We start from the raw sequence: 20,124 nt of genomic DNA, 5'->3' as shown, positions 1-20,124 counted from the left end.
GCTGCGGTGCGGATCTCGGATGTGTTGAAGAACAAGGGTGCGGGTGTGCTGACCATCACCCCGGACACCATGGTCAGCGACCTGCTGACCGGCCTGGTCACACGGAATGTCGGCGCGATGGTGGTGATAGGCCCCGAGGGGCCGGTGGGCATCGTCTCCGAGCGCGACGTCCTGCGCAAACTGCACGAATTCGGCCCCGCACTGCTCCACAGGTGCGTCGCGGACATCATGACCCCCGAGCTGATCACCTGCACGCCGGATGATCCGGTGGACCTCCTCAGCGGGCTCATGACCACGAATCGGGTGCGCCACGTGCCCGTCATCGCCGACGGGCAGCTGGTGGGCATCGTCAGCATCGGCGACGTGGTGAAGACCCGGATGGAGGAACTCCAGATGCAGCAGGAGCAGTTGGAGGCCTACATCACCCAGGGGTGAGGTTCGACCCTTTCACCTCGGCAGTGCGATCAGCCAAGATGGCGGGGTGACCAGCGTCGAGGTTCGTCCCGCCACCCGTGCCGATGTGCCCGCCCTGTCCAAGACGCTGGGCCGCGCCTTCTTCGATGACCCCGTGATGCGTTGGATGCTGCCCGATGACGACGAGCGCCGACGCAAGCTGCACCGACTGTTCGGCGCGCTGACCCGCCATCACCACCTGTCCCGCGGTGGTGTCGAGGTCGCCCCCGACGGCCAGGGGATCGGCGGAGCCGCACTCTGGGACCCGCCCGGGCAGTGGCAACAGACCCGCTGGGAGGAGATGCGGGCGATGCCCGGCCTGGTCATGGCATTCCGGAAGTCGATGACGCGCGGCCTGGCGGTGTCGGAGCTGATGAAGAGGGCGCACCCCGAGGAACCGCACTGGTATCTGGCGGTCATCGGCAGCGACCCCGACGTGCGCGGTAAGGGCTACGGCAATGCGCTGATGAGGTCGCGCCTGGACCGCTGCGATGCGGAGTACGCCCCGGCCTATCTCGAGTCGAGCAACCCTGACAACGTGCCCTACTACGAGAGGTTCGGGTTCGAGGTCACCGGCGAGATCAGGTTGCCCGACGGCCCGAGCCTGGTCCCAATGTGGCGCCAGCCGCGCTGACGCGCGCGGTCTAGCCGGTCTGCGCAGCCTGCTCTGCCCGACGATCCAGCGGGCGTTGCAGCCCCAGATGACCACGCAGCGTGGTGTGCCGGTACTCCCGACGGAACAGGCCGCGGTCGCGGAGGATCGGCACCACGTGGTCGACGAACAGTTCGAGCCCGGACGGGAAGACGTCAGGCATCAGGTTGAAACCGTCGACAGCCCCGGCGACGAACCACTCCTCGATCGCGTCGGCGATGCGCTCGGGCGAGCCGATCACCAGTCGGTGCCAGGTGATCACTCGATCGAGAAGCTGACGGACCGTCAGTTCCTCGCGGCGTGCCAGGTTCACGACGATGTCGCGTGCACCCTGGGATCCCGTATCGGTCACCGCACCGTCGAGCAGCCACTGTGGCAGTGGCTTGTCCCAGTCGAGTTCGCCGGGATCGACGGAGATCTGCCCGGCCAGGTGTGCCAGCCGGCGCTCCCCGGCCAGCTCGTTCAATTCGTCGTTGCGGCGCCGGGCCTCATCGTCGGTGCTGCCCAGCACGAACGACAGCCCGGGCATGATGCGGATTGCATCCCGGGGTCGTCCGTACGCGACTGTGCGCGAACGCAGTTCGTCGGCGTTGCGTAGCGCATCCGGCAGCGAGGCCTGCGCGGCGAACACACCGTCGGCATACCGGGCCGCCAGATCGAGGCCACCCGGCGAGCCGCCGGCCTGGAACAGCACCGGATGCCCTTGCGGGGAACGGGGCAGCGTCAGCGGTCCGTCGACGCTGAAGAACTCGCCGCGGTGGTCGATCGTGTGGATGGCGCCCGCTCTGCTGAACGCTCCTGTGCGTTTGTCGGCGAGTACGGCGTCGTCGTCCCAGGAATCCCACAGCGCACGAACCACGTCGATGAACTCCGCGGCGCGCCGGTACCGGTCGCGCCGGTCGGGCCGGCCGCCGGGGTCATCGCCATGGCCGAAGTTGTTCCACGCGTATGGATCACTGCTGGTCACCACGTTCCATGCCACCCGCCCGCGGCTGAGGTGATCCAGTGACGAGAACCGGCGAGCGAGGTTGTAGGGCTCCTCGAAGGACGTCGACACGGTGCCAATGAGCCCGAGATGTGTGGTGGCCGATGCCAGTGTCGACAGCAGCACCAGCGGGTCGAGTGCGAGCGGCGGTGCCACCAGCGGCTCGTCGGGCTTCTGGAACAGCGACGGGCTGTCGGCGAGAAACAGCGCATCGAGCGTTCCGCGCTCCGCGATCTGGGCCACCTCGATCCAGAACGCGGGGTCGGTGAACCAGTCGGGGTCAGCGCTGGGATGCTGCCACGCCGCCGGGTGCATACCGTCGGACAGCACGTTGACACCCAGGTGCAGTTCCCGGCTCGCCGTGCTCACTGTGGATCGCCAGGCAGCGCAAGCTTCTTCACGGCGGGGTCCTCGGCGATGAACGTCTGCACCCGGGGGTCCTTGAACGCCTTGACGAGGTTCTGGACGTTCTCGGTGTCGGCGTAGTTGCTCCCGATAGTCAGCACCGAGGCGAACTCGTCAGGTGATTTCGGGGCGTAGATCAGCTTGTCCTCCGGCACACCCGCCGCGAGGAAGGACTCCGCGTATCCGACGACCGCGTCGAGGTCGGGCAGGGCGCGCGGCTGGGCGCCGAAGTCGAGCAGCGTGAACCTCAGGTTCTTCGCGTTGCCGACGATGTCCTTCTGGGTCAATGCGGTGATATCGGCGTCAGGTCGCAGGGTGATCAAGCCGGCCTGGGCCAGGTACCAGATGCCCTGGGCGTTGTTCGCGGGGTCGGCGAGCAGCGATACCGTTGCGCCGTCAGGGATCTCCTGCGGTGTCTTGTACTTGTCCGACCAGATGCCGAACACCCAGTGGAAGAACGGACCGGTAGCCGCCTCCTCCCGGAAGCCCGGGTTGGCGTCGAGCACCTGCTGCAGCCAATGCCGGTGCTGGAAGATGGTGCCGGCGTAGCGACCGTCGCTTATCGCCTGGTTGATCTGCGTGCTGTCACCGAGTCCGACCGCACCGACCCGTACGCCGTAGTCGGGGGCAATCTTGTCCGCAATGAACTCGATGATTCGCTTCTCGGCCGGGTTCGAGTCCAGATAGACCACATCGAGAGTGGCACCGGCGGTTTCATTCGGTGACGCCGTGCCGGCGCTGCGCTGAATGACGACGAATGTGGCGATGGCGATGACGACGATCGCCGTGACGACGAGGTAGGGCCACTTGCGTCGCTTGTCGATGGTGAAACCGTGTGGTTCGGCCCCGTCGCGGACGGAGACCGAGTCGTCGATGCTCATGTCTTCAGAAGTGTGGCGGCCGTGAACCGCTTCGCCCATGGTTTGGATCATGTTGGCGTCAATTGCATTGATTCATGGTGATTGCAATGGTTTTCGCTCGGTGCCGAGTTCTGAGACGGTTCGACTCCAACGGCGATGACGCCTGCACACCCCACTTCCTGAGGACGTCCCCCTTCGATGATCGAGCTGACTGACCTGACGAAGATCTACGGCCACGGCGACGAACGGACGGTGGTGCTGGACCGGATCAACTTCCGCGTGGATGCCGGCGAAATCCTCGCCGTCGTCGGCCCCAGTGGGGCCGGGAAAAGCACGCTGGCACAGTGCGTCAACCTGCTTACGGCGCCGACGTCCGGGTCAGTCGTGGTCAACGGTGACGACCTGACGACACTCTCGTCGAGGGAGCTTCGCGTTGCCCGCCGCAGAATTGGGACCGTCTTTCAGTCGTCGGGCTTGTTCGAGCGCCGAACTGCAGCCGAGAACGTCGCGCTGCCACTGGAGTACCTCGGCGTCACCCCAGTGGAGACGCGCGCCCGCGTCGCCGAACTGCTCGACCGGGTGGGTCTGACCGAGCGGGCTAACCACTACCCGTTCCAGCTCTCAGGCGGTCAGCGGCAGCGGGTCGGAGTGGCCCGCGCACTGGCGCTGCGGCCCTCGGTGCTGCTATCCGACGAGGCGACGGCGGGGCTGGATCCGACGACCACCGAGTCCGTCGTGGCGCTCCTGCGTGAACTGCGCGACGACCTGAGTCTGTCGATCGTGTTCATTACCCATGAGATGGACACCGTGCTCAAGATCGCGGACTCCGTCGCCAGGCTCGACCGCGGCAGCATCGTGGAGTCCGGCCGTCTGGTGGAGCTACTCACCGACCCCGATTCATCGCTGGGCGCCGAACTGCGCCCGCAGGGGGTGGCAGCGAGTGCGGCGACGGGGCAGCAGGTGTGGCACGTGGTGTACGACGCGCCGGACGTGCCAGCGGACTGGATCGCGCGCGCCTCGGCGGACCTCGGTGCGCCCCTCTCGGTGCTGGGCGCGTCCGTGCAGCAGATCGGCGGTGTCACGATAGGCGCTGCGACGCTGGGGATTCCGGAGCGGTTCGACTCGCGGGCTGCCGAGGTTCTGGCGCGCTATGGATTGGCCACCAACACGGAGGGCCGCATCGACCCCGCGCTGGAGGGCGTGGCGTGACCGAGACGCTGCTGGCCACCACCAAGGTGCCGGTGAACGAGCTGCCCGGTCTGCTGTTCCCGGCGCTGCTGGACACGCTGATCATGGTCGGGATCGTCATGACCATCGTGGTGCTCGTTGGCGTGCCGCTGGGCGCCCTCGTGCACAACCTGGCGCCAGGCGGGCTATTCGAGAACCCCAGCCTGCACACGGTCTTGAGTTGGATCATCAGCATCGGCCGGTCGCTGCCGTTCCTGATCCTGATGGCCGCGATCATGCCGTTCACCAGACTCATCACCGGTACCAACATCGGCATCGCCGCAGCGGTAGTGCCGATGACGTTGGCGGGCACCGCGTTCTTCACCAGGATCGTGGAGAACTCGCTGCGCTCGGTGGCGCCGTCGGTGGTGCAGGTGGCCCGCGCGTCAGGCGGATCGAATGTTCAGATCATCCGCAGCGCACAGCTCGCCGAGGCGGTGCCGTCGATCATCGGCGGCCTGACCATCAACGTCATTGCGATGATCGAGTACTCCGCGATCGCAGGCACCATCGGCGCCGGCGGAATCGGCTATGTCGCAGTTACTTACGGTTACCAGCGCTTCGACCAGGGCGTCATGCTGGCCACCATCATCATCCTGGTCATCACCGTCGCCGCGGTTCAGTTGATCGGTGATGCCCTCGTTCGCTTCACCACGCCGCGCAGCCGCCTTGGCACCGGCGCGGCCCGTCCGCTGCGCAAACGCGCAGTCCCCGCTTGAGAGGAAATCCCATGGCGACCAACACCACGGTGGAGGGCACCGACGATCACGGGTTCGAGCTGAAACGTCGGCCGAAATGGCTCTGGATCGCACTGAGCCTCGCAGTTGTGGTGGTCGTGGTCGTCGGGGCGCGGCTGCTGTTCTTCGGCAAGACGGAGTCGGCGAACGAGATTCCCGGCGCAACCCTGGTCGTCGCCACCAATGAGGGCAACGCGGCCGAGCAGGCGTTGATCGAGTACATCGCGGCGGAGGTCGCACCGCGGCACGGGATCAAGGTGGCCTTCCAGGGCCTGTCGGACAGCAACACGATCAACCGTGCTGTCAGCGACGGCGAGGTCGCCGGGACCATCTATCAGCACAAGCTGTGGCTGGGTCAGGTGCTGGAGGCCAACCCGGACTTCAAGGAGGAGGCGGCGACGCCGGTGTTCCGGTGGGGCTTCGGAATCTGGTCGGACAAGTACACCGACCCCGCGCAGCTGCCTGACGGGGCCAACGTCTCGCTGTACTCGGATCCGGCGAACGAGGCGCAGGGACTGTGGCTGCTGGAGCGGGCGGGGCTGATCACGCTGAACCCGGCGGTCGACAAGTGGACGGCGACGCAAAAGGACATCGTTGGCAACCCGAAGAACCTGAAGTTCACCCTCCTGGACTTCGCCGCCCAGTCGCGATCGTTGCCCGATCTGGACGCCGCGGTCGGCTACACGGAGTACTACCTGGCGGCCAAGGTGCCGATCGGTCAGCAGATCTTCGCGCCGCCGGCACCCGATGAGTTCGCCGGACAGCTGACGATCGGCAGCGAGTGGGCTGACACCGAGAACGTCAAGAAGCTGGTCGAGACGTTCAAGGACCCGGCCGTGCAGGAGTACCTGGCCAATGATCCGGACGTGAAGAACATCCTGCTGCCGCTGTAGCGGCGCAGGTCCGTCGACGTCAGCTCCAGGAGTACTCGGCGCGCAGGCGGGCGGCGACCGCTTCGAAACGCTCGCGTTCCAGGATGGCGCCCTCGCGGCGGATTCCCTCCTCGGGCACGTCGAGCACGCGGTCCAGTCGAACAAAGCTGGGGCGACCCTCGTGGTCCCAGCCGCCGGTGCCGATCGCAACCCACTGGTGATCGACGACGTGCCGGTCCTGACTCGACAGCATGAGCCCGAGAAGTGTGCGCTGGTCGCGGCCGACCACGAGAACTGGTCGGTCCTTGCCGCGCGTCGGGTCATCCTCGTAGACCACCCAGGTCCACACGATCTCGCCAGGGTCGGCGCGGCCGTCGAGGTCGGGGGCGTAGACCACCCGCCGCGCCCGGTGCGCGGTCGGGACGCCGTTCTGCGTTATCGGGCGGCCTGCGGTGATCGCCTCCGGCGGCGGGCTGGTTGTCGCGTTCAGCGCGGCCAGACCTGCATCGATGCCGATCTTGATGCCCTGCGCAAGGCTGCGCTGCACCGATTCGGGCACGGGTAGTTGGCGGATGAGCTTGGGGGTCTCGCGGAACACCAGGTTCTCGGTGTTCTTCAGAATCCGCTGAAACGTCTTCCACTGCGACGCCATGGAAACGAGCATAGGTGAGGATCCGGGGAGTTGTTCTGGCGACGATTGGTGTGCGCGATTGTGCCGTCGCGGGTGTGGCTCGATACCCTGGTAGAGCCTCACCCAGGGCTAAGCCCCGTTCTATCAGGAGATTCCCATCAGCAGTTTCGCCGACAAGACGTTCACTGCACCGGCGCAGATACGGAACTTCTGCATCATCGCCCACATCGACCACGGCAAGTCGACGTTGGCCGACCGGATGCTGGGCATCACCGGTGTCGTCGCCGACCGTGACATGCGGGCCCAGTACCTGGACCGAATGGACATCGAGCGCGAGCGCGGCATCACCATCAAGGCGCAGAACGTGCGCCTGCCCTGGGAGGTGAACGGTGAGCAGTTCGTCCTGCACCTGATCGACACCCCCGGGCACGTCGACTTCACCTATGAGGTGTCCCGCGCGCTCGAGGCCTGTGAGGGAGCGGTGCTCCTGGTCGACGCCGCACAGGGCATCGAGGCGCAGACGCTGGCCAACCTGTACCTGGCACTGGACCGCGGGCTGACGATCATCCCGGTGCTCAACAAGATCGACCTGCCCGCCGCCGATCCCGACCGCTACGCGGGCGAGATCGCCCATATCATCGGCTGCGAACCCAGCGACGTGCTGCGGGTCTCGGGTAAGACCGGCGAGGGTGTCACAGAGCTGCTCGACGAGGTGGTCCGCCTGGTCCCCGCTCCGGTGGGTGACGCCGATGCGCCCGCCAGAGCCATGATCTTCGACTCGGTCTATGACATCTACCGCGGCGTGGTGACCTATGTCCGCGTGGTGGACGGCAAGCTCAACCCGCGCGAGAAGATCAAGATGATGTCGACCGGGACGACGCACGAACTGCTGGAAGTCGGCATCGTCTCGCCCGAGCCGAAGGCCACCGGGGGACTGGGCGTCGGCGAGGTGGGCTACCTCATCACCGGTGTGAAGGACGTTCGACAGTCCAAGGTCGGTGACACCGTGACGTCCGCCCGCAACGGCGCCACCGAGGCGTTGACTGGATACCGCGAACCCAAGCCGATGGTCTACTCGGGCCTCTACCCGGTCGACGGCTCCGACTACCCGAACCTGCGGGACGCGCTGGAGCGGCTGCAGCTCAACGACGCGGCGCTGGTGTGGGAGCCAGAGACCTCGGTGGCGCTCGGCTTCGGATTCCGCTGCGGCTTCCTCGGTCTGCTGCACATGGAGATCACCCGTGAGCGCCTCGAGCGCGAGTTCGACCTCGATCTCATCTCCACGTCACCGAACGTCGTGTACCGGGTGGTCAAGGACGACGGCAGCGAACTCGTCGTGACGAATCCGTCGCTGTGGCCCGAGGGCAAGGTGGGCGCCGTCTACGAACCGGTGGTGAAGACAACCGTCATAGCACCCAGCGAGTTCATCGGCACGATCATGGAGCTGTGCCAGCAGCGTCGCGGCGAGCTGGGCGGTATGGACTACCTCTCACCCGAGCGCGTCGAACTGCGGTACACGATGCCGTTGGGCGAGATCATCTTCGACTTCTTCGACTCACTCAAGTCGCGCACGCGCGGCTATGCCAGCCTCGACTACGAGGAGGCCGGCGAGCAGGAGGCCGACCTGGTCAAGGTCGACATCCTCCTGCAGGGCGAGGCGGTGGATGCGTTCAGTGCAATCGTGCACAAGGACTCCGCCGCCGCCTACGGCAACAAGATGACCACCAAGCTCAAGGAACTCATTCCGCGCCAGCAGTTCGAGGTCCCGATTCAGGCCGCGATCGGGTCGAGAATCATTGCGCGCGAAAACATCCGGGCCATCCGCAAGGACGTGCTCTCCAAGTGCTACGGCGGTGACATCACCCGCAAGCGCAAGCTGCTGGAGAAGCAGAAGGAGGGCAAGAAGCGGATGAAGACCATCGGGCGGGTAGAAGTCCCGCAGGAGGCCTTCGTCGCCGCGCTGTCCTCTGATGCGGCAAGCGACAAGCCGAAGAAGTAGACGCCAAGAAGTGGACGTTGTCAGAACGCGGCGGAGGGCCGCTGTGTCCGTCACAATGACGCGGTGAGTACTGCTGGCAAGGGGCCGACCCCTCGACTACTTGTCGTGCTGGCCGCCGCCTGTCTCCTCACGGCGTGTACGAGCACGGTGACGGGGTCCGCGGTACGCGACCCGGCGGCCGCGCCGGCGAACGTCGGGTCCCTCAAGGAGTCCGATATCGACCGAATCATGTTGACCGTCGACGAGATCGAGGACATCGTCGGCGCGCGCAATCTGGAGGTCATCCTCGAGACCGGGGAGATGTCCGACAACGCCGACTCGGTGTCGGATCCGGATTGCCTGGGCGCGCTCTTCGGCGCCGAGGAGGCCGTGTACGAGGGCACCGGCTGGACGGCGGTCCGCGATCAGGTTGTCGGCGACGAGGAGAACGACAGGCAGCACTGGGTCGAGCAGACCGCAGTGCTGTTTCCGTCCGAACGCCAGGCCCGCGAGTTCTTCGACGACTCCGCTGCGGCGTGGGGTCACTGCGCCGGTTTCTCGGTCTCCGTGGACGACTACGAGTCCACCTACATCTGGCACGTCGAGGACCTCGACACCCGCGATGACGTGATCGCTCAGGTCACTGTGCAGGAAGACTTCGACGACTGGCAGTGCCAGCACGCCATGTCGGTGGTGTCGAACCTGAGCGTCGAGACGTGGGCGTGCGCCTTCGGTATCGAGGATCAGGCCGTCGACATCGCCGAGAAGATGCTGGCAAAGGCGGCCAAGCGCTAGGTCCGATCTGCTGGTTGCGACCAGCCTGATTCGAACACCGATGCCCGCCCGGCGATTGGTACGTCGGGCACGGAATGAGCTGTTCGGCAACCGATTCGGTGGCACCAGCACGTCGTCGTCGCCCGCCGGTGAGCGGGGGAGTCGGACCGGCACCCAGCAGGTTGGGCACACCGCGGCCTAGCGTCGTGGGTACCTGCCGTCGAAGGAGCCCGCCATGCTGCGTCTAGTCCGGCCGTGGATTCCGTTGGTACTGGGTGCCGCGGCCGTCGTCATCGGGGGAATCCTGTTCTCTCCGCATCCCGTCGGCGCCCCAGATTCGGGGTCGCCGACCGGTGGGTTCTCCGCCTCGCCATAGGCGTCCGGCGGCGCGGCGTTCGGCTTAGCCCAGGGCACCGCTGTCGCGGCGCACGATCTGTTCCACGTCGTCGCGCAGGCTCTCGAGTTCGGCCCGTTGCTCATCGGTGTAGTCGCGCGGGCCGTCGTCGAGCACGCAGACGGTGCCGAGCACCGCGCCCGACTCATCGTGGACCGCGACACCGAGGTAGTTGCTCAAGCCGAATTCGACCTCGTCCTCATTGCCGGCGAAGGTGGCATCCTCCCGCGAATCCCGCACGAACAAGGGAGCATCGGTGTCCACGATGCGTTCGCAGTACAGCGGCACCCGGTCGGCGTCCCTGCCGGCCTTGCGGCCCGCGGCGCCCACGGTGTAGTGCTTGGTCGCCTCGCCGGCCGTGGCCGCCACGACCATCGCGTCTGGATCGGAGCGCATCACCAGCACTGACTTCACCCCCAGCCGCTCTGCGAGCGCATCGAGCCTGCGGGCGATCTGCGCCAGTCCTGCGGTGGTATCGGTGACGTTGGGTTCCGGGGCGGTCATGCGCGGATAGTGACCCAGTGCGTGGGGCATCGCAACGGTTTAGATCACGTCGATCCTGCGGGGATCGTGTTCGGCTCGCGCCGCGCTTTACCGGCGACGGAGGCTCGCACCATCGTTACCGTCGAGAATCCCAACGCCACAAGGAATGTCGCAAGGAGTGCTTCACCCGTGACCCGTCAACTGCATCTGCTGCTGTTCGGCAACACCCGTTCGGCAGGGCCCTGGCGGCATCCCGATATCGACCACACCACCGCGGGCGTACGACGCGCGTTGATCGAACGGGCGCGCACGGCTGAGCGCGGGGGACTGGACGCGCTGTTCTTCGCCGACGGGCTGAACTTCGGCCCACCTGCCACCTGGGCGTACAAGACCACCGAGGACTTCGAACCGCTCACCACGGCGGCCGCGCTGTCGTCGGTCACCGAACACATCGGCCTCGTGCTGACCGGATCGGCGACCCTCGCGCACCCATTCCACCTGGCCCGCCAGTTCCTCTCACTCGATCATCTCAGCGGGGGACGAACCGGCTGGAATCTGGTGACCAGCTTCGCCGCGGCGGCCGCCGACAACTTCAGCGCCCGCGGAGTGGTCGACCATGACGAGCGATACCGCATCGCCGAGGAGGCCATCGACGTCGTCACCAACCTGTGGGACGGCTGGGGCGAGGACACCATCGTCGCCGACCGTCAGGCGGGAGTCTTCAACGACGTCAGCAAGATTCACGTCACCGAACACCATGGGCGCTACTTCGACGTCAAGGGGCCGATCGGTGCCGCGCGTTCCCCTCAGGGCAGGCCGGTGATCTTTCAGGCGGGCAGCTCGAGCGCGGGAAGTGCGTTCGCCGCACGGCACGCCGAGGTGATCTTCACCGGCCAGGGCAACCGGGCGCGGGCAGCTGACTTCTACCGTCAGATCCACGCCAAGGCGCTGGCCGTCGGTCGGAGGACACCACCGCTGATCACACCGTCGCTGCGGTTCATCGTCGGTTCGACAGAGGACGAGGCCGCGCGTGCTGAACGCACCGCCTACGAGCACTTCAGCCCCGAGTACCAGGCGGGCTGGTTGCTCGAGGTCGACGTCGACGTCACCGGTGCGGACCTGGACAGTCCGGTGCCCTCCTCGGCGTTCCCCGCCACCACCCAGACGCACCAGACCGCCCTGGCCGGCTATCGGGCGTTGGCAGCCGAAGCCACCACGGTGCGGGAGTTCCTGTACCGCACCGTCAACGGCTGGGGTGCGCAGGTGATCGGCACCCCCGAACGGATCGCCGACGATATCGAGGAGTGGTTCCACACCGGGGCCTCCGACGGCTTCGTGCTCAGCGACTCGGGTCTGCCCGGGCAGCTGGATCTCTTCGTCGACCAGGTGGTGCCGGTCCTGCGCAAGCGTGGTCTGTTCCGGCACGAGTACGCCGGTGCCACGTTGCGCAGCCATCTGGGTCTCGAGGTGCCCGCGCGGTTCGGCGTGCAGGCATGACGCGGGTGGACAGGCCGTTCGCGTTGTCGGCGTTCACCATGTCGACGGCCTCGCACGGCAACTTCGGCATGTGGCGACACCCCGAGGATCACACCTCGCGCTACACCGACCTGCGGTACTGGACCGATCTCGCCAAGCTGCTCGAGGACGGCGGGTTCGACGTCCTGTTCGTTGCCGACGCGGTCGGCCAGCTCGACGTCTTCGGTGGTGACGCGTCGGCCGCACTGTCGCGCGGCGTGCAGACACCCGTGACCGATCCGCTGCTGGCGGTGTCCGCGATGGCCGCAGTCACCGAGCGAATCGGGTTCGGCATCACCGTGTCAACGACCTATGAGAGCCCCTATCTACTGGCCCGCAAGTTCAGCACTCTGGATCACCTGACGGGCGGCCGGATCGGCTGGAACATCGTCACGTCGTTGTTGGACAGTGCGGCGCGCAACATCATCGCCAGGGACCGCCAGATTCCGCACGACGAGCGCTATGCGATGGCCAGTGAGTTCCTCGATGTCGCCTACAAGCTGTGGGAGGGCTCGTGGGAGGACGATGCGGTGGTCAGGGACCGTGACCGCGGTGTCTACACCGATCCGCAGAAGGTCCACCCGATCGAGCACAGCGGTCGCTACTTCAGCGTGCCGGGAGCCCATTTGGTGGAACCCTCGCCGCAGCGGACCCCGGTGCTGTTCCAGGCCGGCACATCGGCCGCGGGCCGCGAGTTCGCCGCCCGTAACGCCGAACTCGTCTTCGCCAGCGATCCGCGCCCTGACGTGCTGCGCGCGAACATCGACGACGTCCGGCGCCGCGCGGTGGGCCACGGGCGTGATCCCGACTCGATCAGGTTCATCACCTCGGTCGAGATCGTCACGGACAGCACTGATTCCGCGGCACGCGCCAAGGCCGACGAGCTGGCCACCTACCACGACCTCGAGGGCGGCCTGGTGCTGCTGTCGGCGCTCAGCGGTGTCGACTGGTCGAGCTACGGGGTGGACCGGCCGATCGAACAGTTCGACACCGACGCCAGCCGTTCCATTCTCGCGTCGGTCGCCACCTCGGAACGATTGACGTTGCGCGACTACGTGGGAGGTCTCGGCGGATTCGGCGGCGAGCTGTTCGTCGGCTCGGGATCCACCGTCGCAGACGAGCTGGAGGCCTACGCAGAACGCTCCGGCGTGGACGGTTTCAACATCGCCTACCACGTCACGCCCGGAAGTTTCAGGGACGTCGCCGAGCACGTCATCCCCGAACTGCGACGCCGTGGCCGCGCTGCGGAGCAGGGGGACCCGACGACGTTGCGGCAGCGGCTGTTCGGCTCCGACTCGGCGCGGCTCGCGCGCGATCACCCGGCCGCCGCATACCGCAGATAAGAATCTGCCCGATCCGATGACTGCCGCCGACAGAGGTGTTGCGGCAGTGTGACTACAAGATCATTTCAGCGTTAATCACAGTTCCGGCAACGCATTGCGCCGCCCGGCGATGACGCATGTGCGAAAGGCGGTAATCGTGTCGAACTCGGCGAATCCAGAGGTCAGCCTGTCGGGCAAGAGGCTGACGTCGGCTCAGGACACCGGACTGGAACGGGAGGCACTCGGACCCTGGGGCGTCTTCGCCCAGGGACTGGCGGCAGCCGCCCCCAGCGTGGCGGTCGCGGTGGTGCCTTTCTCACTGTTCGTGGCGGCGGGCAAGGGCGCCGCGTGGGCGGTGCTGGTGGGCTTGGTGATTGTCGTCCTCATCGCCACCACCATCAGCTTCCAGGCCAAGCGCACGGTGTCCTCGGGATCGCTGGGCACCTACACCGGCAACGGTCTCGGGTCCGGATTCGCCTATGCCGCAGGGTTCAGCCTGCTGATCGGCTACATCGGCTTCGCCACCACCGGCACCCTCGGCGGTGTGCTCTACCTGGACTCGTTCCTGGAGGCCATCGGCATCGGTTCGGAGGCAACCTGGTTCAAGTTGCTGCTCGTCATCGTGGTGGTGGCCGCCGCGGTGTACCTGCCCTACCGGGGGGTCTCGATCGCGGCGAAGTACGAACTGGCCTTCGAACTCATCGCGATCGCGTCCATCCTGGTGATCATCATCGGCTCCTACGTGGCGTACGGCGTCCGAATCGACTGGGAGCAGTGGAATCCCGCACATCTGGGATCCAGTGCCACCTTCATCGCCGCCGTGACCGCGGTGGGTTCTTACGCAGGCTTCGAGAGCGTCGCCTCGCTGGGCGCCGAGGCCAAGGATGCGCACCGCAACATCTCGCGTTCGCTGCTGCGGGTTGTCCTTCTGCTCGGTGTGCTCTACATCGTCGCCACCTACCCGCAGATCCTGTTCTTCGACGATATCGACGGCGATAAGGCGGTACTGCCACAACTGGCTGACGCCGTTGGTGTGAGCTGGGTCAACTACGTGGTCAGCGCCGCGGTCGCCATCGCGTTCATCGTCTTCGTCACCGCGGTCACAACCGCCGCTGCTCGGTCGTTGTTCACGTTCGCCCACGAGGGCGCGCTGCCCGCGGTCTTCACCAAGGTGCACGAGAGGCACCGCACACCCTGGGCGGGAATCGTCTTCGTGGGTGCTGTGTCGCTGATCTTCTCGGTGGTCGCGACGTTCAGCTCGGTGGGGCGTCTGGTGTTCGACGTGTACGGCGGTTACGTCGCCACATGGGGCTTCCTGATCAGCTATCTGCTGGTCGTCATCGCGACGCCGATTTGGCTGGCCAAGATCAAGGCGCTCACGCCGGTGCGGCTCGCGGTCTCGGTGGCGGCGGCCATCGGGCTGGGATACGTCATCTTCAGCAACTTCTACCCGGTGCCCGAGTTCCCGTTCAACATCCTGCCGTTCATCTACGGCGGCATCCTGCTCGCCGGGCTGCTCTGGTACGCCTACCTGCGCTGGGCGAAACCCGAAGTGGCCGAGCGGATCGGAACCATCCAGACGCTGTCGGAGGAGGAGCAGCAGCGGCTCGTCGACGCGGGCATCCTGGAAGTCCTCGCCGAGGAGCACCGGGCCGAGCAGGACCCGGCCGAGGACGGCGATCCCGAGTCGTCGCGCGACCGGGAGCCAGTCGCGCCATGACACTGACCGACTTTCGTGGCGTCGGAAGCTGGTCGCGGTCACCGGCATCCGCCGTCGACCATCCCCTGATCGCCGACTTTCTGGCCACCACCAGCGGGTTGGGCGGACGCAAGTTCTCCGCTGACTCCCGCGATGTCGCCGAGCAGCTCGACGGCGTCTATCCCGACGGCGCGACGGTGTTGCGTGACGAGGCGGGTCGGGTGCGGGGTTACGCGCTGCTGCGACCGCCACACGGTGTCGACCTCGCGGAGATCTCGGGCGAGTTCGTGTTCGGCCCCGATGCGCGACATGTCCTCATCGACGAGATCGTCGGCGCGACTGTGGATCGGTTCCACCGTGAGGCGAGGGGTGTCGCGGGGGCGTATCTGCGCGTCTTCATCGGCACAGACCAGGCTGCGGCGCTGGATGCGCTCATCGCACGCGGCGCCTGGCGGGAGGGGGAGTTCATCAGGACCCGCAAGCCGCTGGAGGGGGAGGACGTCGACGGGCTGGCAGCGGTCGAGGTGTCGGGATTGACGGTGCTGAGCTGGGCGGAGGTCGTCGACCGCGGCCTGGGTGAGCAGGTGCGCCGCCTGCAGTACGACACGTTCCTCGAACACTTCGGCAACATGTCGAAGACCCCGGCGGCGTTCGCGCATCACCTGCACAGCCGGTCGTTCACGCCTGACTTCAGCGTCGCGGCGGTCGACGTCTCCGGTGATGTCGTGGGCTATGTGCTTGGCTCGACGTTCACCGCAGGGGCGGCGCCGGGCGAGGAACGCAGTGCCCACACCGACTACATCGGAGTCCGCAGCGATCAGCGTAAGCGGGGGATCGGTGAGCTTCTGCTGCGCAAGGTCTGGCTCGCGGCGCTGCGGCGCGGCGTGACGGTCGCCTCCCTGGGCACCGACATCAACAACCAGAGCAATGCCCACCTGCTGTACCGGCGACTCGGGTATGTCGCCGTGGAGAACCAGTACGCATACCGTATCGATGCCGTGAGGGAGCCGAACACCCATGAGTGACAACGAGACCTACCTGCGCCACCCGAGCGCAACGGACGACGAGCTGTGGGTGAGGTTCGGGCCCGTGTTCGAGTTCATCGCCGAGGGCAATACCGAGCGAGAGCGCGACCGGACGTTCCCGCACGAGCAGGTGCGCTGGTTGCGGGACGAGGGTTTCGGCACGCTGCGAATCCCCAAGGAGGACGGTGGTTTCGGAGCCTCGCTGCAGCAGACGTTCGAGCTGTTGGCGGATCTTGCTGCCGCCGACCCGAACGTCGCGCACATCTTCCGCAACCATCTCGCCTTCGTCGAGGACCGGCTCAACGCGCCACGGTCGGCTGGTGCCGACACCTGGCTGAAGCGCTTCCTCTCGGGTGCGTTCGTGGGTGGCGGATGGACCGAGGCGAACAACGTCACCCTGGCCAACATCGCCTCGACCGTGATACAACGCGACGACCACTGGGAGGTCACCGGCGCGAAATACTATGCCACCGGCAGCCTCTACGCGGACTGGCTCGACGTTCTGGGTAAGGATGACGACGGGACACTGCTCACGGCGCTCGTGCGGGCCGATGATCCGGGAGTCGAACTGGTCGATGACTGGCGAGGATTCGGTCAGCGCACCACGGCCAGTGGATCGGCGCGCTACAACCAGGTCCCCGCGCAGGAGGGTGACGTCTTCCCAGCCACAGACCGGTTCGTCTACCAGGCGCACTTCTATCAGACCGCGATGCTGTCGGTGTTGACCGGTATCACGCGCGCGGCGTTGCGTGACGGCACAGCCCAATTGAGGGCGCGGACGCGCAACTACCCGCAGGGGCTCACCGAGGTTCCCTCCGATGACGCACAACTACTTCAGGTCATCGGTCAGGTGTCGGCCGATGTGTTCGCGGCGGACGCCGCACTGAGCAGAGGTAGCAGCACGCTGGACGATATCGTCGACGCTCGCGTGCAGGCCCGCGAATCCCGCGTCGAGCAGCTCTTGATCGACGCCGAGGTTGCGGTGTCGCAGGCGCAGCTGGTGATTATCGCCGCTGCGCTGAAGTCCACCACCGAGATCTTCGATGCCCTTGGCGCATCGGGGGTGTCGGAGGTCAACGGGCTCGACAGGCACTGGCGCAACGCCAGGACCCTGGCGTCGCACAACCCGCGGGTCTACAAGGCCCGGATCCTGGGGGACTGGCTCGTCAACGGCAGGACACCGGTGTCGAGTCTCGTTGCCGGCGGTCGCGGCGGGCAGGGTAACTGAGTCCGCGTAGCTCGACCGCCCAGACGCAGAAGGCCACAGCAGCGTAGGCACCGCCAAGGACGCACACCGCTCCCCACCCCGCGGACGCAAAGACCGCGGCGCTGCTCATTGCTCCGATGGCGCTGCCGAGCGAGTAGAAGACCATGTAGCTGCCGACAACGCTGCCTGCGGATTCCGGCGCGTGCGCGACGATCCGGTTCTGGCTCGTGACATGTACGGCCTGAACGGCGAAATCGAGTGCGATGACGCCGATCACGAACAGAACGAGGGAGTGGGGAGCCTGCGCACTGAACACCCAGGAGATCATGAGGACGATCAGCCCTATCGCGGTGACGCGCTGCTGTTTCCCCCGATCGGCCCATCGTCCAGCGCGGGTGGCGCCGAGGGCGCCGATCAAGCCCGCGATCCCGAACAGCCCGATCTGTGTGGTCGACAAGTGCCACGGGTCTGCGCTGAGCGGCAGCGCCATCCCGCTCCACAGCACCCCAAAGGATGCGAACAGAAACAGGGCTATCACCGCCCGCGGGCGGAACACTCGATCGGTGGCCGTCAGGGTGATCACCGAGACAACTGCCCGGGCATACGTGCGCTCGGGCGGTACCCGTTTGTCACGAGGTAGCCGAGCCAGCGCAACACCCGCAAGCAGCACGGAGATGAGGGCCGACCCCGCGTAAACGGCACGCCAGCCCACGAGATCCGCGATGACGCCGGAAGCGGTACGCGCCATGACAATGCCAATGACCACCCCACTCGTGACGACACCGATGTTCATACCGCGCTCGGCAGGTGCGCTGACCGCCGCCGCGTAGGCCACCACCACTTGCACCACCACCGAGAAGAGTCCTGCCACAGCCATTCCCACCAGTAGCTGCACACTCGTCGTGGAGAAGGCGACCAGCGTCGTCCCCGCGGCTGCGGCGCCGATCTGGATGGCAATCAGCTTTCTGCGGTTCACCAGATCGCCGAGCGGAACCAGGGCTATCAGACCCACCAGGTAGCCGAGTTGGGCGATCGCGATGATGACGCCGAGGTTGGCGCGCGGAATCGACAGGTCGGAGCCGATTCGTTCGAGAAGCGGCTGGGCGTAGTAGATGTTGGCAACGGCTACGCCGCACAACACCGCCAACAGGATTCGCAGGGATGTCGATATGCCCGTCCCCGCCGGCGCCGCCGCGCCTTGCTCATCCTCGACCACGCCAACCTCCGTATGGTTTTCTATTGCAACCATGTGAAGGTAGATCAAAACGGTTTCATTATGCAACCATAGCGGAGGGTTGATGACTGACAACGATCGATGGACCGACCAGCACTGCCCCGTCGCGAGAGCACTCGACCTCGTCGGCGATCGGTGGTCGCTGCTGATCGTGCGGGACGCCATTGACGGTGCTCGCCGGTTCAGTCAGCTTCAGCGCAGTCTCGGTATCGCCAAGAACATCCTCAGTGACCGGCTGCGCGTCCTGGTCGAACAGGGGATTCTCGAGACTCAGTCAAACGAGCAGGGAACCCGCAAGGAGTACGTGCTCACCAGTAGCGGCCGTGACCTGTTCACGGTGATCGTGAGTCTCCGTCAATGGGGTGAACGCCACGCCTTCTTGGCTGGCGAGCGGCACTCGACGCTGGTCGACGACACCGGTGGAGGTGCTGTGCCCACGCTTCGCGTGGTGAACAAGGACGGCGTCGAACTCACTCCTGCAAACACCCACGTGCACAGGGTGGACACCTGAGGCCTCACACCAGGCCGCGGGCGCGCAGCACCGCGCCCGCGCCCTCGGCGAACCAGTACGCCTCCTCGACGTGTGGTTGTCCCGACAGGACGAAGTGGTCGATGCCCAGCGCGTGGTACTCCGCGATGCGGTCGGCGACCTCGGTGTGGCTGCCGACCAGCGCCGTGCCCGCACCACCGCGCACCAGACCGTAACCGGCCCAGAGGTTCGGCGAGATCTCGAGATTCGCCGTTCGCCCCTCGTGCAGGGCGGTCATCCTGCGCTGGCCCACGGACTCCGAGCGGGCCAGGACTTGCTGCGCGGTCGCGATCCGTTCATCGCTGATGGCCGACAGCAGGCGTTCGGCGTGCGCCCACGCCTCGGCCGACGTGTCCCGGCTGATCACGTGCAGCCGGATGCCGAACTGCAGCGAGCGGCCCTGCTCGGCGGCACGGACACGCAACCGGTCGAGCCGCTCGGCGATCTGGGTTGGCGTCTCGCCCCACGACAGATAGGTGTCGACATAGCGTGCCGCGACGTCCTCGGCGGCGCTGGATGCACCGCCGAAGAAGATCTGCGGAGGATCCCAGTCGCCGAAATCGATTCGGGCACCAGATATCTGGTAGTGGTCACCGTCGAGGTCGAACGTCTCGCCGCGTGGCAGCGCCGAGACGCCGCGCAGTACCCGAAGGAACTCCCCGGTGCGCCGGTAGCGTTCGTCGTGCCCCAGGTGATCGCCGAACCGGGCCTGCTCGACGGGATCGCCACCGGTGACGATGTTGAGCAGCAGCCGGCCACCGGAGATGCGCTGGAACGTGGCGGCCTGGTGCGCCGCGAGCGTGGGGGAGATGAAGCCCGGCCGGAACGCCACCAGGAACTTCAACCGGGAGGTGACCTGGGTCAGCGCCGCCGTGGTGACCCACGCGTCCTCGCACCACGTCCCGGTTGGCGTGAGCACCGACTCGAATCCGAGAAGCTCTGCGGTGCGGGCGATTTCGCCGAGGTAGGCGATCGTCGGCTGGCGGATTCGGCTCGCCGACGGACCAACGGCCAGATGCGAGTCATCACCCGATCCGAGAATCTCCCGGCTGTCGCCGTTGGTGGGCAGAAACCAGTGCAGATGGATGCTCACCGGCAACATGGTCCGTGCTGGCGGCGGCCGCGACAAGATATCGGTGCAG

Annotated in this window: 20 protein-coding genes; 14 read left to right on the top strand and 6 right to left on the bottom strand. The window is 66.4% G+C overall.

Features of this window, described 5'->3' with window-relative positions; genetic code table 11:
* Positions 1 to 6: 6 nt before the first annotated feature.
* Positions 7 to 435, top strand: coding sequence for a CBS domain-containing protein (locus tag ABIA65_RS29270; protein ID WP_241404415.1), 429 nt, complete (start codon positions 7 to 9; stop codon positions 433 to 435).
* A 46-nt stretch (positions 436 to 481) separates the two neighbouring features.
* A complete protein-coding gene (locus tag ABIA65_RS29265; RefSeq protein ID WP_354525748.1) occupies positions 482 to 1,087 on the top strand; it encodes a GNAT family N-acetyltransferase in 606 nt (201 codons plus the stop codon).
* A 10-nt stretch (positions 1,088 to 1,097) separates the two neighbouring features.
* Here the strand turns inward: ABIA65_RS29265 and ABIA65_RS29260 are convergent, their stop codons facing one another.
* The gene (locus ABIA65_RS29260) at positions 1,098 to 2,459 is read right to left on the bottom strand and encodes an LLM class flavin-dependent oxidoreductase (protein ID WP_354525747.1); all 1,362 of its coding nucleotides are present in this window, start codon (positions 2,457 to 2,459) and stop codon (positions 1,098 to 1,100) included.
* Positions 2,456 to 3,376, bottom strand: a complete 921-nt coding sequence (locus ABIA65_RS29255; protein ID WP_354525746.1) for a MetQ/NlpA family ABC transporter substrate-binding protein — start codon at positions 3,374 to 3,376, stop codon at positions 2,456 to 2,458. Before ABIA65_RS29255 ends, ABIA65_RS29260 begins: the two co-directional genes overlap by 4 nt.
* Before the next feature lie 177 nt (positions 3,377 to 3,553).
* On the opposite strand from ABIA65_RS29255, the gene ABIA65_RS29250 reads away from it, so the two are divergent.
* The 3 genes from ABIA65_RS29250 to ABIA65_RS29240 are packed head-to-tail and all read left to right on the top strand — an operon-like array spanning position 3,554 to position 6,212.
* Positions 3,554 to 4,564: a methionine ABC transporter ATP-binding protein gene (locus tag ABIA65_RS29250; protein ID WP_354525745.1), complete on the top strand. Its 1,011-nt coding sequence runs from the start codon at positions 3,554 to 3,556 to the stop codon at positions 4,562 to 4,564.
* On the top strand, positions 4,561 to 5,301 hold the full coding sequence (locus ABIA65_RS29245; RefSeq protein WP_354525744.1) for a methionine ABC transporter permease: 741 nt from the start codon (positions 4,561 to 4,563) through the stop codon (positions 5,299 to 5,301). The genes ABIA65_RS29250 and ABIA65_RS29245 overlap by 4 nt, the downstream gene beginning before the upstream one ends.
* Positions 5,302 to 5,312: 11 nt before the next feature.
* Positions 5,313 to 6,212, top strand: a complete 900-nt coding sequence (locus ABIA65_RS29240) for a MetQ/NlpA family ABC transporter substrate-binding protein (RefSeq protein WP_354525743.1) — start codon at positions 5,313 to 5,315, stop codon at positions 6,210 to 6,212.
* A gap of 19 nt (positions 6,213 to 6,231) precedes the next feature.
* Here ABIA65_RS29240 and ABIA65_RS29235 read toward each other — a convergent pair whose 3' ends face one another.
* Positions 6,232 to 6,843 carry a type II toxin-antitoxin system PemK/MazF family toxin gene (locus tag ABIA65_RS29235; RefSeq protein ID WP_241404421.1) on the bottom strand — a complete coding sequence of 204 codons (612 nt, stop codon included), beginning with the start codon at positions 6,841 to 6,843 and terminating at the stop codon, positions 6,232 to 6,234.
* 130 nt (positions 6,844 to 6,973) lie between these two features.
* On the opposite strand from ABIA65_RS29235, the gene lepA reads away from it, so the two are divergent.
* The 3 genes from lepA to ABIA65_RS29220 all read left to right on the top strand — a co-directional run bounded on the left by lepA (position 6,974) and on the right by ABIA65_RS29220 (position 9,950).
* Positions 6,974 to 8,821, top strand: a complete 1,848-nt coding sequence (lepA, locus tag ABIA65_RS29230; RefSeq protein WP_305853349.1) for a translation elongation factor 4 — start codon at positions 6,974 to 6,976, stop codon at positions 8,819 to 8,821.
* 63 nt (positions 8,822 to 8,884) lie between these two features.
* Positions 8,885 to 9,595 (top strand): sensor domain-containing protein, encoded by a 711-nt coding sequence (locus ABIA65_RS29225; protein WP_241404423.1) that lies wholly within the window; start codon positions 8,885 to 8,887, stop codon positions 9,593 to 9,595.
* 214 nt (positions 9,596 to 9,809) lie between these two features.
* Positions 9,810 to 9,950 (top strand): hypothetical protein, encoded by a 141-nt coding sequence (locus tag ABIA65_RS29220; protein WP_241404425.1) that lies wholly within the window; start codon positions 9,810 to 9,812, stop codon positions 9,948 to 9,950.
* 24 nt (positions 9,951 to 9,974) lie between these two features.
* Here ABIA65_RS29220 and ABIA65_RS29215 read toward each other — a convergent pair whose 3' ends face one another.
* Entirely contained in the window at positions 9,975 to 10,472 is a 498-nt protein-coding gene (locus ABIA65_RS29215) for a GAF domain-containing protein (RefSeq protein ID WP_354525742.1), read from the bottom strand.
* A 168-nt stretch (positions 10,473 to 10,640) separates the two neighbouring features.
* Here ABIA65_RS29215 and ABIA65_RS29210 point away from each other — a divergent pair, with 168 nt between their 5' ends.
* The 5 genes from ABIA65_RS29210 (at position 10,641) to ABIA65_RS29190 (ending at position 17,240) form a co-directional block, all read left to right on the top strand.
* Positions 10,641 to 11,948 carry an NtaA/DmoA family FMN-dependent monooxygenase gene (locus tag ABIA65_RS29210; RefSeq protein ID WP_354525741.1) on the top strand — a complete coding sequence of 436 codons (1,308 nt, stop codon included), beginning with the start codon at positions 10,641 to 10,643 and terminating at the stop codon, positions 11,946 to 11,948.
* Positions 11,945 to 13,309, top strand: coding sequence for an LLM class flavin-dependent oxidoreductase (locus ABIA65_RS29205; protein WP_241404431.1), 1,365 nt, complete (start codon positions 11,945 to 11,947; stop codon positions 13,307 to 13,309). The genes ABIA65_RS29210 and ABIA65_RS29205 overlap by 4 nt, the downstream gene beginning before the upstream one ends.
* Positions 13,310 to 13,445: 136 nt before the next feature.
* Positions 13,446 to 15,008 (top strand): APC family permease, encoded by a 1,563-nt coding sequence (locus tag ABIA65_RS29200; protein WP_354525740.1) that lies wholly within the window; start codon positions 13,446 to 13,448, stop codon positions 15,006 to 15,008.
* Complete coding sequence (locus tag ABIA65_RS29195) at positions 15,005 to 16,012, top strand: GNAT family N-acetyltransferase (protein WP_354525739.1); 1,008 nt, start codon at positions 15,005 to 15,007, stop codon at positions 16,010 to 16,012. The genes ABIA65_RS29200 and ABIA65_RS29195 overlap by 4 nt, the downstream gene beginning before the upstream one ends.
* On the top strand, positions 16,005 to 17,240 hold the full coding sequence (locus tag ABIA65_RS29190; RefSeq protein WP_241404438.1) for an acyl-CoA dehydrogenase family protein: 1,236 nt from the start codon (positions 16,005 to 16,007) through the stop codon (positions 17,238 to 17,240). The genes ABIA65_RS29195 and ABIA65_RS29190 overlap by 8 nt, the downstream gene beginning before the upstream one ends.
* Here ABIA65_RS29190 and ABIA65_RS29185 read toward each other — a convergent pair.
* Entirely contained in the window at positions 17,179 to 18,435 is a 1,257-nt protein-coding gene (locus tag ABIA65_RS29185) for an MFS transporter (protein ID WP_354525738.1), read from the bottom strand. The genes ABIA65_RS29190 and ABIA65_RS29185 overlap by 62 nt on opposite strands.
* An 82-nt stretch (positions 18,436 to 18,517) precedes the next feature.
* Here ABIA65_RS29185 and ABIA65_RS29180 point away from each other — a divergent pair, with 82 nt between their 5' ends.
* On the top strand, positions 18,518 to 18,964 hold the full coding sequence (locus tag ABIA65_RS29180) for a winged helix-turn-helix transcriptional regulator (protein WP_241404441.1): 447 nt from the start codon (positions 18,518 to 18,520) through the stop codon (positions 18,962 to 18,964).
* Between the two features lie 4 nt (positions 18,965 to 18,968).
* Here ABIA65_RS29180 and ABIA65_RS29175 read toward each other — a convergent pair whose 3' ends face one another.
* Positions 18,969 to 20,075, bottom strand: coding sequence for an LLM class flavin-dependent oxidoreductase (locus ABIA65_RS29175; RefSeq protein WP_502919632.1), 1,107 nt, complete (start codon positions 20,073 to 20,075; stop codon positions 18,969 to 18,971).
* Positions 20,076 to 20,124 lie beyond the last annotated feature (49 nt).

This window comes from Mycolicibacterium sp. 624 (assembly GCF_040548615.1).
Classification (GTDB): domain Bacteria; phylum Actinomycetota; class Actinomycetes; order Mycobacteriales; family Mycobacteriaceae; genus Mycobacterium.
Note: the sequence above shows the minus strand (reverse complement) of the source record. Positions and strands in the feature narration are given on the sequence as shown.

What these genes read in the sequence shown, in the direction of transcription:
- ABIA65_RS29255 (WP_354525746.1), bottom strand. Translation starts at nt 3,376, where the DNA reads ATGAGCATCGACGACTCGGTCTCCGTCCGCGACGGGGCCGAACCACAC.
- ABIA65_RS29250 (WP_354525745.1), top strand. Translation starts at nt 3,554, where the DNA reads ATGATCGAGCTGACTGACCTGACGAAGATCTACGGCCACGGCGACGAA.
- ABIA65_RS29240 (WP_354525743.1), top strand. Translation starts at nt 5,313, where the DNA reads ATGGCGACCAACACCACGGTGGAGGGCACCGACGATCACGGGTTCGAG.
- ABIA65_RS29235 (WP_241404421.1), bottom strand. Translation starts at nt 6,843, where the DNA reads ATGGCGTCGCAGTGGAAGACGTTTCAGCGGATTCTGAAGAACACCGAG.
- ABIA65_RS29220 (WP_241404425.1), top strand. Translation starts at nt 9,810, where the DNA reads ATGCTGCGTCTAGTCCGGCCGTGGATTCCGTTGGTACTGGGTGCCGCG.
- ABIA65_RS29215 (WP_354525742.1), bottom strand. Translation starts at nt 10,472, where the DNA reads ATGACCGCCCCGGAACCCAACGTCACCGATACCACCGCAGGACTGGCG.
- ABIA65_RS29205 (WP_241404431.1), top strand. Translation starts at nt 11,945, where the DNA reads ATGACGCGGGTGGACAGGCCGTTCGCGTTGTCGGCGTTCACCATGTCG.
- ABIA65_RS29195 (WP_354525739.1), top strand. Translation starts at nt 15,005, where the DNA reads ATGACACTGACCGACTTTCGTGGCGTCGGAAGCTGGTCGCGGTCACCG.
- ABIA65_RS29190 (WP_241404438.1), top strand. Translation starts at nt 16,005, where the DNA reads ATGAGTGACAACGAGACCTACCTGCGCCACCCGAGCGCAACGGACGAC.
- ABIA65_RS29180 (WP_241404441.1), top strand. Translation starts at nt 18,518, where the DNA reads ATGACTGACAACGATCGATGGACCGACCAGCACTGCCCCGTCGCGAGA.